Source organism: Thiothrix eikelboomii (assembly GCF_900167255.1).
GTDB lineage: Bacteria > Pseudomonadota > Gammaproteobacteria > Thiotrichales > Thiotrichaceae > Thiolinea > Thiolinea eikelboomii.
In genome coordinates this window covers 1-12,892 of sequence record NZ_FUYB01000027.1, presented here as the reverse complement: position 1 = coordinate 12,892, position 12,892 = coordinate 1, and the positions used below count along the sequence as shown (strand labels likewise).

Sequence of the window (12,892 nt, the reverse complement as noted above, 5' to 3'; positions counted from 1 at the left end):
AATTTGCTACGAAAATTATGTCGACATTATCCACTAATTTGCAAAAGCTGCAATGGTTGAATCCAGAATGAAAGAAAATTGTCTTAACAAACTCTTAAGCCCAAGTTGCTACACATTTGCACTAGGCTTAATCCTTTTATTTGCTTGCTTATCTGCGCCTGCTACGGAAGAGCCGAGCCTAAAAGCAGAGCGTGACTTTCAGGATTTAAGTCAATTAATGCAACAATCTCACCAACCCGTCTTAGTCGCTTTCGTTGCCGAGTATTGTGGCTACTGTCGACAATTAGAAAAAGACCAATTAAAACCGCTGGTAAAAAAGGGGGATTACACGACACGTATTTTCATCAGAACAGTCGATATTGCAGACACTGAAACCCTCTTAAATTTTAAAGGCGAGCAAGTTTCACCCAGTGATTTTGCAAACCAATACCATGCGGACATCACACCGACTTTAGTCTTTTTGGATCACACCGGGCAGGAAATTGCAGAACGTTTAGTCGGCTACAACTCACCCGACTTTTACGGGGCTTATCTAGAAAGCGCAATTGAGCAAGCGATTAACCACAGTCAATCAGCAATGCAGCTTGAAAGCTCGACTACCGTGCAGAATCAAGACTCAGGCAAAGACTTAGACAAAGATGATAAAGATAAGGGCAGCACACCCAGTAGTGCACCGCCCTTTAATTGATTAACGTCCGCGCACGAAACGGCGGACTTCAGCTAAATGACGGCGGCTAACTTCTAATTGGTCACGTACTTTATCTAAGGTAATTTGGGTACGACCTACATCAGACTTGGTTAAGCCCGTGATCCGGCTTTTCGCAACTAAAGCATTACGGTGAATGCGAATGAAGCGATCGGCTAGATCAGTTTCTAAAGACTTGAGTGATTCTTCAATAATCACTTCTCCACCATTATGGCGAACTGTGACGTATTTTTGATCCGCTTGGAAATAAACAACATCTTCAATTGGGATTAACTCCAGATTGCCACGCATCCGAGCGCAGATATGCTTACGGGATGAACGTTGACCACCGGTGCGTTGCTCTAACATTTCTAAACGTTGAGCACGGTTAAGCGAGCGGGCTTGTTCCAGACTTTGTAATAATTGTTCTTGTCTTATCGGTTTCATAAGATACCCTGTTGCTTTTGTTGAAAAGGCTTCTAAAGCATATTCACCATACGCTGTGGTAAATATGACGGCGGGGGGCATCTCCATCGTTGCTATGTGTCTAGCGGCTTCTAGCCCGTCCATGCCGGGCATCGTAATATCCATCAACACAATATCAGGTTGGAAACGCTCCACCATAACTACAGCCTCAGCCCCGTTTTCGGCTTCAGCACAAACATCGTAATCCGCGTAACGAGCAATCAAGCCTTTGATTCTTTCGCGGGCATATTCTTCGTCATCTACAACCAAAATCTTAATCGACATTATTATTACTCCTTGGGGATGGAAAAGGAGACGCGGTACTGCTGGGGAGTTTTTTGTATTTGCAGATTAGCGCGATCTCCATACGCGAGATGAAGTCGGTTTTTCATATTTTCTTGGGCAATGTGATTACCCTTTTGATGGGAGCTAGCCCCACTAGGTGACAGCGGATTAGTAACAGACACCGCTAAATGGCTACCTGCATCATATAAGCTAATTCCTAGAGTCCCACCTTCTTTCCGTGGTTGTATCCCATGATAAATGGCGTTCTCAACCAAGGGTTGCAAGATAAGTGGCAGAATTTGCATGTCAAACGGTAAGGTATTGCGATCCATATCCCAGACCACGGTGAGACGACGCTTGCCTAAACGTAACCCTTCCATCCGCAAATAACGCATGGTGACATCCAATTCTTCTTGTAAGCTGATCCGATTGCGCCGATCCAAAGTGGTACGCATAATATCAGCCAAATCCAAAATAGCCTCTTCAGCTTGCACTGGATCTTTATGCACTAAATGCGCCACTGTGTTTAAACTATTGAAAAGAAAGTGTGGACGCATCCTTGATTGCAAAGCCTCGTATTTGGCATACGAATCCGCCTCTACGGAAGCCTCCCACTGACCTTGTACATACAGATAACGCAGAACGACCAGTGTTAGCACCAAGCTAATCACAATATTTTTTAGAAAATACAGTGCTACCCCACCACCCAATTCATCTAAGCTATTATTTTTTATCAGAAATAAACCGATTATTGAAGCTAGTAAAGTGAAGCTCACTACCACCGTCGTGATCAATAAAGTAGAGATCTTATTCGAGGGTGGTGTATAAAAACGATTAATCAAACACAGTGTCAAAACAGAGGATAAAGTCACCCATAGCACAAAGAAGGCATTTAGCCCTAGTTTGACCATGAACTCGTGAACATTATCTGCTGCAGCTAAGGCTAAAATAGTTGCCAAAAACAAAGCAGCCGCTACGATTCTTAGTAGGGGTTGAGGCCCACAAATATTAGGTAAATAACCAAGCGTCTTGCTCATTGATAAGGACATTCTACTCTTTCTAGCTCTTGCCTTTTTCAAACACACCTAGGGAGGGTTGGCTTGAAAATCTGACAGGATTTAGTTAATTGTTATTTTTATAATTTCCCAGATCGCAACCAGCGATCGAGCTTCATGTACAATACTATAGCTCAGCGGCTTACTGATTGCTGAAGGCTTTTCTCGATTCTTCCACAAGGAAAGAATAAACTGCAAACTTTTCCGCTTAACTGCTCAAAACTTAACGAAACCGCGCCATGACCGCTCAAAATCACAGCAAAACCAACGTTTCACCTGCCAGCAAAAACCAAGCTTGGGGTGGGCGCTTCACCGAATCGACCGATGCTTTTGTCGCCGAATTTACTGCCTCTATTCAATTTGACCAACGCTTATACCGCCATGACCTTGCTGGTTCACGGGCGCATGCTCGAATGCTGAATAAAGTTGGCATTCTATCCACGCCCGATCTTGAGGCTATTTTAGTCGGATTAGATCAGATCGAAGCTGAGATTGAAGCCGGTGCTTTCGACTGGCAAATTGCGCTGGAAGATATTCATATGAATATTGAAGCCCGCCTCACTGATCGAATCGGTATTGCGGGTAAACGCCTACACACCGGACGCTCACGCAATGACCAAGTTGCCACCGACATCCGCTTATGGCTACGCGATCAGATTGATCATATTGGGCATGAAATTCGCCGCCTCCAAACTGGCTTGGTTGCAGTCGCAGAACGGGAAGCTGAGACGATCCTCCCCGGCTTTACCCATTTGCAAGTGGCTCAACCGATTACCTTTGGGCATCACCTGTTGGCATGGTTTGAAATGCTAGAGCGCGATTATGAGCGCCTAATGGATTGCCGTAAGCGGGTGAATATTATGCCCTTAGGCGCAGCTGCTTTGGCCGGAACAACTTATCCGATTGATCGGAATTATAGCGCTGAGTTATTAGGCTTTGAACGCCCTGCTCGCAACTCGTTAGATGCCGTCAGTGATCGAGATTTTGCGATTGAGTTTACTTCGGTTGCTGCCCTACTCCTCATGCACTTATCGCGCTTCTCGGAGGAGTTAATTCTCTGGACTTCGGCACAATTTGACTTTATCCGCTTGCCGGATCGCTTCTGCACGGGTTCATCCATTATGCCGCAGAAGAAAAACCCCGATGTACCTGAGTTAGTGCGTGGTAAAAGTGGGCGGGTGTTTGGGCATCTAATGGGTCTGCTTACTTTAATGAAAAGCCAACCATTAGCTTACAATAAGGATAACCAAGAAGATAAAGAGCCACTGTTTGATACGGTTGATACCGTGTTGGGCTGCTTACGGGCTTTCGGTGATATGATGCCGTATGTGCAAACTAAACCCGAAAAAATGCGCCGCGCTGCGATGCAAGGTTTCTCGACGGCGACCGATTTAGCTGATTATTTAGTGCGTAAAGGCTTACCCTTCCGTGATGCGCATGAAGTCGTCGGCAATGCGGTGGCTTTAGGCGTGCAGACAGGGCGGGATTTAAGCGAAATGACTTTGGCTGAATTACAAAGCTTTTCGGATACTATTGAACACGATGTATTTGAGGTATTAAGCTTGGAAGGCTCAGTCGCAGCACGCGATCATTTGGGAGGCACTGCGCCGAATCAGGTGAAATTGCAGATTGCGAATGCTAAGAAGCTTGTAAGCACTTAATAGTCTGATTCCCCCATCAAAAATAGACACCCTAAGAAGCGAGTTGTTGGTAAAAATCTACCTCAACCGCTATCGGACTTTCTACTATTACTGGGGCAGATCAATTATATTTTAAGGAGTATTAGTGATGAGTTGCTTATTACCTCCAGCCTGTGCTTTTTGTAAACATCTTCTTAACTTGCCAGATCAAGACTGCTTGGCCTTTCGTGAAATTCCCGACACTATTATGACCGGACAAAACGACCACTACGAAACCTTTGAAGGGGATAACGGTTATCACTTTCAGCCTACTCCAGAAAATATAACGGCCTTAGGAGAAGTTAATGAGCTGCGTCAAGCAATGGGCTTAGCTCCTTTTCGCTTTGCCAATGCAGACCATTAGCAAACTCCCCTAAGTTGTTTCATATAGCAGTGATGTAGTTAATCCGTTGAAATGGGACGAGACTTAACGTTGAGACGTGTCACAAGGAACTAGTCGATATGGAAGAAATGGGAGTGAATGAAGTTCTTATTGGCAAATTAAAAAGAAAGTTTGCTGTCAAAAACTTATTCTACGGAGTAGAAGAACCCTCAGGGCGTGATGCTATCGCACAACTCCCGGTTAGAGCCTTTATTTCTTACTTTAGCGGATAATCCGGGTGTGTCCTAATACATAGGCTTATCTCAGCCCTTAATCAAAGCATGTAGACCATTGTCTGAGGAATTAGATCTAAGTGTATAGGGTTGCTATTTGAAAGCTGGGTAGTTTTTAAAATAATTTAAAGCCGCCAAACCCAAAGTGAGCTAAAAAATTAACTCACTTTGTCATCATGCTTACACCTAACTAGTGCTAATCCTTCGGCTTCCGCAAAGTAATCGCTGGATTATGGCTAAAGAAGTTACACGGCATCAGATACACAGTCTTCCACTCTGTCGTCATCACCGGCCAATCCTCCATCCGTGGGGTATGATGAAAGCCCGCAGTAAACCATATCACCACATCTTTATTGCCGATATTCCGATTTGCTTTTACCCACTCGGCTAAGGTATCTGAACCGTCACTGGCAAACGCATTTTTAAATGCTGAGTGGGGTCATACAGCGTATTCCAAATACTATATTCAACATAGGCATTGCGCTTCATCGGTGGATCGTTTGCAAAATCGAAGGGGCTATATGCTACCTTGCCGTGATAAATCATATATTGAGGGACAGGAGTGACTGCCTGATCCTCAATGCCAAAATTGCCTGCTGTCAGTGGCAAGCAGAAGGCTTTCTCAGTTTTCACATTGCGCTTAGCAAGCGCTTTAGCAAAATCTTCGTTTGTAAAAGTCACCATCGTTTCTTTATCGAGGGTTTTAGTACTTTCGACTTTTTTATTCGTTACCATCCCAAATTCAATACCACTCTCGATTGCTTAACTCCAACAAAGAATACTCTGCAGAGGCGCTTACCTATTAAATTGTCAGGCACGAAAAATATGCAACGCGGCATATTGCAAGAGCATGATCGTTTTGGCATCTTGAATTTCGCCAGTTTGCATCATTGCCAGTGCTTGCGTAAACGATAACTCCAAAACCTCAATATCCTCGCCCTCTTGCTCTAAACCACCGCCTGAGCCAACTCGCTGCTGATGCTCATACTCGGCCACATAAAAATAGAGCTTTTCCGTGACTGAACCCGGACTCATATACGCTTCAAACACTTTTTCAATCGCTTGCACTTGATAGCCGGTTTCTTCTTCAGCCTCCAAACGAATCCGCTCTTCTGCGCTAGCTTCATCCAATAAACCCGCTGCAGTTTCAATTAATAAACCCGACTCCAAGCCATTCATAAACACTGGAAAGCGAAACTGCCGCGTCAACACCACGGTTTGCTGTGCTAAGTTATAAAGCAAAATCGTCGCACCATTACCACGATCATAAAATTCGCGCTGCTGAGTTTGCCATTCGCCGTTATTACGCAAGTAAGTAAATGTTGCTTTTTTTAGAATGTACCAATTATCTGAGAGCAACTCAATTTTGCTGATTCTTACACGATCATTCATAGTATCAACTCAAATTAAGATTTTTATCCGCTAACTATCGCTAGTTGAACTAGCTTGAATTATTATTCATGCATATTCGTTAATTTTCAAGAAAATTCATGCAACCATGTTAACCCAGCAACGCAAGCAATTTCTTATCCAACAACTACAAATCAACGGGCAAATCGTTGCCAAAGACAGCGCTCAAGCGCTGCAAGTGTCTGAAGATACGATTCGACGTGATTTGCGCGAATTGGCTAAACAAGGTTTAGTACAGCGCGTACATGGTGGCGCTTTGCCAATTTCACCCGCCTTGGGCGATTTTAATACACGCTTGCAGATAGGCTTAGAAGAGAAGGTGCTCCTTGCTCAAGCAGCAATCTCATTGATTCAAACTGGGCAAACCGTCTTTTTAGATGGCGGGACTACCACAAAACAACTTGTCCAACAGCTGCCGACTGACCTTACATGCACTATCGTCACACATAGCCCTTCCATTGCCGTCGAATTGGTCGCCTATCCACAAATCGAGGTGATCTTAATTGGCGGTAAACTTTTCAAGCACTCGATTGTAACTGTAGGCGCAACCGCTTTAGAGGCCATCCATAATCTGCGCGTTGATCTATACTTCATGGGTGTCACAGGTGTGCATCCAAGCTATGGATTAACGACTGGCGATTTAGAAGAAGCCACTATGAAACGCGCTATTAGCCAACAAGCCGCAGAAACTATCGTACTAGCCTCATCAGAAAAGCTTGATAAGGTTTCACCTTATAAGATTGGTTCACTGTCATCAGTGAGTGCTTTAATCCTGAGCGGGGCTAGTGCAGACTCCCTACTCGCTAGTTATGAAAACTTCGGCATAACACTCATAAGAGCATAGAAGAGAGCATAGAAGAAGGTTAATGCACAATCATCTTGAAATACTTGAGCAAGCTCGGCTACAACAAAGCCGCATCGTTGATTTAAGCGGTTGTAAAATGGGTAAGCTACCTAAAAAACTCTTAGCCCTGACCGATGTGGAAGAACTCTATTTAGGGGGAAATCAGCTCACTCACCTAAAAGGTATTGCAGCACTTAGCAAACTCAAAAGACTGGACTTAGGACATAATCGACTCGATGATCTTGCAGAGCTTAGCGTGCTGACCGATTTAACCTATTTAGATTTGGAGCAAAACTGCTTACAGAACATAAGCGCCCTATCAAGCTTAGAGAATTTGGTATTTTTGCGCCTGAATTTAAATCCATTACAAGGACTCACTGGCTTAAGTACCCTGCCACAGCTGAAACAGCTTCATCTAGCGCACATTAGCACCTTCAGTGATTTAGCGACTATTCCTTATTTTCCACGATTAGAGCTTTTAAACTTAAACGGTAATTCATTACAAAGTTTAGGTCGGCTAACAGATTTGCCCGCTTTAACCTATTTGATGATTCAAAATAATAAGTTAACCCAGTTAGACTTGCCCACCTTGAATAAATTAGAGTGTTTAGCCTTGGCTAATAACCAGCTCACCACTTTAGAAGGTTTAGCAAGCCGAACTCAGCTTAGTTTCATTCACGCAAGCCATAATCAAATTACCCAATTTGAAGCCCTAGCACAGCTCTCGTTAAAAACACTCAATCTTAGTCATAATGGCATTGAAAGCCTTGAGGGATTAAAACGTTTAACAACTTTGCAATCATTGAGTTTAAGCCATAATCTGATTCGCGATCTTAGCCCACTACACGCTCTTACCGAATTAACCTTTTTAGATTTAACGCATAATCTTGTTAAGGACATTAAGCCGCTCAAACCACTGCTCAGAAAGCAACCGTTAAAATTAGGGAAGGATGACCTAGGAGGGGTCATGTTGTACGGAAATCCTTGGACTGAACAGCAAAAAACACATAAACCTACCCCCCAACCCTAAAAAGGTACAAGGGATAGGTTTGCGTACTTTAAGCAGAATTATAAAAAGCGACTCACCAACACCTTATCCGCCTGCATATTCGGCACAGGAATCTTCACAAAATGCCCACTACCGGGTGCAACTTCAATTGGTTCGCCCTGCTTATTGAACATCGCCTCTAAAGTGATTTCGATGTTTTCTGCATTCGGCACAATCAGCTCAATCCGATCACCCACTGCAAAACGATTCTTCACCTCTACATCCATCCAGCCATTGGTGGCATCATAGCTGATCATTTCAGCAACGAATTGCTGCTGATGGCTTTGTGAAGCGCCTTGGATATAGTTTTGGTATTCATGGGTATGATGACGCTCATAGAAGCCGTCGGTATAACCACGATTCGCTAAGTTTTCCAGAATACCTAACAGCTTATCGTCAAAAGGCTTACCTGCTACGGCATCATCAATCGCTTGGCGATAGGCTTGTGCGGTGCGAGCAGCGTAATAATGGGATTTGGTACGGCCTTCGATTTTCAGGCTATCTACACCGATTTCACATAAGCGCTGTACATGCTCAATAGCGCGTAAGTCTTTGGAGTTCATAATATAAGTGCCGTGTTCATCTTCCATCACCGGCAATAACTCTCCCGGACGACTGGCCTCTTCCAAAAAGTACACCCGATCCGCTAACGGATGACGTTGTTGATTGCCACAATCGGCGGTACTCGCCACTTGATTGAAGGCAGCCATCGACAACACGGCTTCACGTGGGACGATAGCACCATCTGGAGTTTCAGCCGCTTCCGTGGTTTTGTATTCCCAACGGCAAGAGTTGGTGCAAGTGCCTTGATTCGGATCGCGGTGATTAAAATAGCCGGACAACAAACAACGCCCGGAATACGCGATACACAAAGCACCATGCACGAATACCTCTAGCTCCATGTCGGGGCATTCTTGGCGGATTTCGGCGATTTCATCCAAGGATAACTCACGTGACAAAATAATCCGCTTCACACCGAGCTTCTGCCAAAACTTCACACTGGCATAATTCACCGTATTCATCTGTACCGATAAATGAATCACCGCGTCAGGGAAGGTTTCGCGCACCATCATAATCAACCCCGGATCCGCCATAATCAGCGCATCCGGCTGCATTTGAATCACTGGCTCAAGATCGCGCAGGAAGGTTTTGACTTTGGAGTTATGCGGCATGGTATTAGCCGCCACAAAAAATTGCTTGCCTAAAGCATGGGCTTCACGAATACCCGTCGCGAGTACATCATTCTGAAAGTCATTATTACGTACCCGCAGGCTGTAACGCGGTTGCCCCGCATAGACCGCATCTGCGCCATAAGCGAAGGCATAACGCATGTTTTTTAAAGTGCCAGCGGGTGCTAGCAGTTCAGGTTTTTTCACGACAAATTCCTTAACCAGATTGCAGATCTAGTTGCTGGGAGTTAGAGATGGGGAGGTATTCTAGCGGCTTTGGGGGGCAATGACTAATAATGCTAAACTAGGCAGTAATAACCTTGGAGCTTTCAATATGGGTGCGCTACCACAAACCAACTCTATTTCCCCTGAGGACTATTTACGCCTAGAAAATGATCGTGCGGATGAAGGCACGCGCTGCGAATACAATAATGGGCTGGTTTATGCGATGGCGGGAGCAAGTCGTAACCATAATATTCTTAGCATGAAACTGGCAAACCTGTTGTTTAACCATTTAGCAGGCTCACGCTGCCAAGTCTTTCAATCTGACATGAAAGTTGCTATCGAAACTTTAGGTGATACGCGCTTTTACTACCCCGATGTGCAAGTAAGCTGCGAAGAAGAAACAGACACTTATGCGAATAAATCGCCCTGTTTAATTATTGAAGTTTTATCAGTCAGTACCGTACAAAAAGATCGGTCCGAAAAGCTAAGTGGTTATCGACTGATTCCTGCCTTGCAGGAATATGTACTGTGTTCGCAAGATTCTCCTTATGTGGAGGTTTATCGGCGGCGCAAGGAGTGGAAGTTGGAATATTTTACAACAGGGCAAGTCCTAAATTTGGAGTCAGTAGGTTTGGACGTGAGTGTGGATGAGTTATATATATTTTTAAGTAAATAATAGCTTTATGAACCAATACGATAACTTGTCAACATTGAATACTGAAATAGCATTCGACTACCCAGAGGATCAGCAATATTTTGAAGCGTCAGTGTTTGGATGATTATTATCAGAGCAAGATATAGAAACTTACTTCGACTTCAGCGATCCGCATAAGAAAAGGCAAGAATTCAATAAAATCAGGGGCAAGGTTCTTGGTATCCTTTTAGAGCAATATGGAGCAAAATGTCTTTTAAATGAAGAAAAACAACATACCTAGCTTTGCTTTTTTTCAACTCATTGAAATATCTAAAAAATTATTAAGTAGAGCAACTTATCTGATTATCCAAAATACCCCGGTTCATTCCCCGCCTTCCACTTAATATTACACCCCAACGAAGCCAATTGATTTTCCGGTGCTGCCATCCCTACCAATAAGCTATCTAGGGCATCGCGCATATCTTGCCCTGTCACTGGCTCATCATTACGTGGGCGTGAGTCATCAAATTGACCACGATAATAAAGTTTATGCTCCACGTCGAATACAAAGAAATCGGGTGTACATGCAGCTTGATAAGCTTTGGCAATTTGCTGGGATTCGTCAAATAAATAGGGGAAGGTATAAGGGACATCGTTGACTTGCTGCACCATGTTTTCAGGACTGTCATCGGGATAATTCGCCACATCATTAGCATTGATCGCGACTATTGCGACCCCTTTCGCCTGATACTCCTCGGCCAAGCGTGCAAACGCGGTTTGAATATGCAGCACATAAGGGCAGTGATTGCAGATGAAAGCCACCAAGAGCGGTTTGCCTTGAAAATCCTTGAGGGCAACAGTTTTGCCAGTCGCGGGTTCCGGCAAAGAAAAATCGGGTGCCGATGTACCGAGGGCTAACATGGTGGAAGGTGTGCGCGCCATTGAAAACTCCTTATGCTTTAAGAATCTAAAAAGTATAGTAGCTTTAGCTAAGCACTCGGGCTATTAGTACTGAAGAGAGAGCTAGGTTTACGCTGAATTAGCTCAATAATTTGCCCGGATTCAACACCTGATTTGGGTCGAATAAAGCTTTCATGGCACGCATATAGGCAATTTCTTCGGGGCTGCGGCTATACGCTAAATAGTCGCGCTTCAATAAACCCACGCCATGCTCAGCTGAAATACTACCCTTCAAACTTTGGGTTAAAGCAAACACCTGCTCATTCACCGCTGCACAATGCTCGAAAAAATCAGCTTTTTCCATAGTAGCAGGTTTGAGAATATTCAAATGCAAATTGCCATCACCAATATGCCCATACCAAATCACCTCAAACGCCGCATAGCGCTCTGCCACAAGCTGATCAACCGCTTGTAAAAACTCCGCCACTTGCGACACGCGCACCGATAAATCATTTTTATAAGGTGTATATACCGAAATGGTTTCCGAAATCAGCTCACGCAAACGCCATAAGGCCTTAGCTTGAGTTTGGCTCTGGCTCATCACACCATCCAGCACGATGTTTTGTGCTAAACCATCCTGAAACGCCTGCAAAGCCGCTTGCTCACGCCCTGCACTATCGTTTTCAAACTCCAACAAAGCATAATAGGGCGCGGGCGTAGCAAATGGCTTCGCTAAACCTTGATCTTGCACGACATAATGCAAAGCCTCCGCTGAGAAAAACTCAAAAGCTGTTAAATCTAAGTTAGCTTGAAAGCGCAGTAACACCTGCATGAGTGCCGCAAACGCTGGCACACCTAAGACCAATACTGTGAGATTGTCTGGTGCACGGATCAGCTGCAAACTGGCTTGCGTGATAATTCCGAGTGTCCCTTCTGAGCCAATAAACAAATGGCGTAAATCATAGCCAGTCGCATTTTTCACCAAGCCATGATTGAGTTTAAGCAGCTCACCTTGACCCGTGACCACTTCTAAACCCAAGACCTGCTGGCGGGTCAAACCATAGCGAATGACCTTAATCCCACCTGCATTGGTAGCGATATTGCCACCAATTTGACTCGAGCCAGCCGCCGCAAAATCAACCGGATAAAACAAATTCTGCTCAGCGGCGAATTGCTGAATCTGTGCAGTAATCACACCGGCTTCACAAGTTAGACTGCGATCTTGTACGTTAAAATCCAGAATGTGGCGCATACGCTCTAAAGAAACAACCACCTCACCTTGCGCAGCAACAGCGCCACCACTTAAACCTGTGCGCCCACCAGAAGGCACAATTTTGAAACCTGCTTGATTAGCTAATTGAATAATAGCTTGTACTTGCTCAGTAGATTTAGGTAGAGCAATGGCAGAAGGCGCTGGCTCATAGATTTTCGTCCAATCGCGCCCGTAGGTCTGCAGACTTAAAACATCGGTGCGTAAACCTTGATCGCCAACAATATGATGGAGTTGGACTAGAACCTCTGGATTAAGCATATCAACCTGCCATGTAGTGAAAGCGTTAAACGAGTTTGACCTTCTCCCCCGACTAAAGTCAGGGGATTCCTCATTCATCGAGCGTTGGAGGCTGAGCATTTCCCAGCCCCACTGACACACTCTCCAAAGGCTAACACCGAGAGTCCCTCGGCTTTAATATTCTTTGCAGTATTCTGGTCGCGGTGGTGATGGGTATGGCATTGTGGGCAATCCCAAGCACGTACCGACAGCGGCAAAATATCGAGTTTGAAACCACAGCAGGAACAGGTTTTAGAACTGGGCTTCCATTGGTCAATCTGAACCACGGTGCGCCCATACCAAGCGGCTTTGTAGTTTAGTTGTCGTGC

16 protein-coding genes are annotated in these 12,892 nt (G+C 44.7%); 7 read left to right on the top strand and 9 right to left on the bottom strand.

The genetic code is table 11. From position 1 onward, the window contains the following. Positions 1–67: 67 nt before the first annotated feature. On the top strand, positions 68–688 hold the full coding sequence (locus B5D50_RS18285) for a thioredoxin family protein (RefSeq protein ID WP_159448680.1): 621 nt from the start codon (positions 68–70) through the stop codon (positions 686–688). Here B5D50_RS18285 and B5D50_RS18280 read toward each other — a convergent pair whose 3' ends face one another. Together B5D50_RS18280 and B5D50_RS18275 are read right to left on the bottom strand one after the other, a co-directional pair. Continuing rightward, the gene (locus tag B5D50_RS18280; protein ID WP_200807141.1) at positions 689–1,435 is read right to left on the bottom strand and encodes a LytR/AlgR family response regulator transcription factor; all 747 of its coding nucleotides are present in this window, start codon (positions 1,433–1,435) and stop codon (positions 689–691) included. It abuts the gene before it with no gap. 5 nt (positions 1,436–1,440) lie between these two features. After that, positions 1,441–2,472: a sensor histidine kinase gene (locus B5D50_RS18275; protein WP_234975929.1), complete on the bottom strand. Its 1,032-nt coding sequence runs from the start codon at positions 2,470–2,472 to the stop codon at positions 1,441–1,443. Between the two features lie 257 nt (positions 2,473–2,729). On the opposite strand from B5D50_RS18275, the gene argH reads away from it, so the two are divergent. From argH to B5D50_RS20405, 3 genes are all read left to right on the top strand, one after another. Further along, entirely contained in the window at positions 2,730–4,151 is a 1,422-nt protein-coding gene (gene argH, locus B5D50_RS18270; RefSeq protein ID WP_078924104.1) for an argininosuccinate lyase, read from the top strand. Positions 4,152–4,278: 127 nt separating this feature from the next. Next, entirely contained in the window at positions 4,279–4,533 is a 255-nt protein-coding gene (locus tag B5D50_RS18265) for a hypothetical protein (RefSeq protein WP_078924103.1), read from the top strand. Between the two features lie 98 nt (positions 4,534–4,631). Then, a complete protein-coding gene (locus B5D50_RS20405) occupies positions 4,632–4,784 on the top strand; it encodes a hypothetical protein (RefSeq protein WP_159448679.1) in 153 nt (50 codons plus the stop codon). A gap of 196 nt (positions 4,785–4,980) precedes the next feature. On the opposite strand, the gene B5D50_RS20895 is transcribed toward B5D50_RS20405, so the two are convergent. The 3 genes from B5D50_RS20895 to B5D50_RS18255 form a co-directional block, all read right to left on the bottom strand. Then, the gene (locus B5D50_RS20895; protein ID WP_407701261.1) at positions 4,981–5,145 is read right to left on the bottom strand and encodes a copper amine oxidase; all 165 of its coding nucleotides are present in this window, start codon (positions 5,143–5,145) and stop codon (positions 4,981–4,983) included. 26 nt (positions 5,146–5,171) lie between these two features. Then, entirely contained in the window at positions 5,172–5,519 is a 348-nt protein-coding gene (locus tag B5D50_RS20545; protein ID WP_200807140.1) for a hypothetical protein, read from the bottom strand. Between the two features lie 75 nt (positions 5,520–5,594). Beyond that, positions 5,595–6,176 (bottom strand): NUDIX hydrolase, encoded by a 582-nt coding sequence (locus B5D50_RS18255; RefSeq protein ID WP_078924102.1) that lies wholly within the window; start codon positions 6,174–6,176, stop codon positions 5,595–5,597. A gap of 106 nt (positions 6,177–6,282) precedes the next feature. Between B5D50_RS18255 and B5D50_RS18250 the strand changes: the two genes are divergently transcribed. Together B5D50_RS18250 and B5D50_RS18245 are read left to right on the top strand one after the other, a co-directional pair. Further along, positions 6,283–7,038, top strand: a complete 756-nt coding sequence (locus B5D50_RS18250; protein WP_078924101.1) for a DeoR/GlpR family DNA-binding transcription regulator — start codon at positions 6,283–6,285, stop codon at positions 7,036–7,038. A 22-nt stretch (positions 7,039–7,060) separates the two neighbouring features. After that, positions 7,061–8,068 (top strand): leucine-rich repeat domain-containing protein, encoded by a 1,008-nt coding sequence (locus B5D50_RS18245; protein WP_078924100.1) that lies wholly within the window; start codon positions 7,061–7,063, stop codon positions 8,066–8,068. A gap of 38 nt (positions 8,069–8,106) precedes the next feature. On the opposite strand, the gene trhP is transcribed toward B5D50_RS18245, so the two are convergent. After that, positions 8,107–9,462: a prephenate-dependent tRNA uridine(34) hydroxylase TrhP gene (gene trhP / locus B5D50_RS18240; RefSeq protein WP_078924099.1), complete on the bottom strand. Its 1,356-nt coding sequence runs from the start codon at positions 9,460–9,462 to the stop codon at positions 8,107–8,109. 127 nt (positions 9,463–9,589) lie between these two features. Between trhP and B5D50_RS18235 the strand changes: the two genes are divergently transcribed. Beyond that, positions 9,590–10,156: a Uma2 family endonuclease gene (locus B5D50_RS18235; RefSeq protein ID WP_078924133.1), complete on the top strand. Its 567-nt coding sequence runs from the start codon at positions 9,590–9,592 to the stop codon at positions 10,154–10,156. Positions 10,157–10,477: 321 nt separating this feature from the next. Here the strand turns inward: B5D50_RS18235 and B5D50_RS18230 are convergent, their stop codons facing one another. The 3 genes from B5D50_RS18230 to B5D50_RS18220 all read right to left on the bottom strand — a co-directional run. After that, complete coding sequence (locus tag B5D50_RS18230; protein WP_078924098.1) at positions 10,478–11,056, bottom strand: thioredoxin family protein; 579 nt, start codon at positions 11,054–11,056, stop codon at positions 10,478–10,480. Between the two features lie 97 nt (positions 11,057–11,153). Then, positions 11,154–12,545, bottom strand: coding sequence for an FAD-binding oxidoreductase (locus B5D50_RS18225; RefSeq protein WP_078924097.1), 1,392 nt, complete (start codon positions 12,543–12,545; stop codon positions 11,154–11,156). A gap of 74 nt (positions 12,546–12,619) precedes the next feature. Beyond that, the coding region (locus tag B5D50_RS18220; protein WP_143594413.1) for a zinc ribbon domain-containing protein at positions 12,620–12,892 on the bottom strand (273 nt) is incomplete at its 5' end.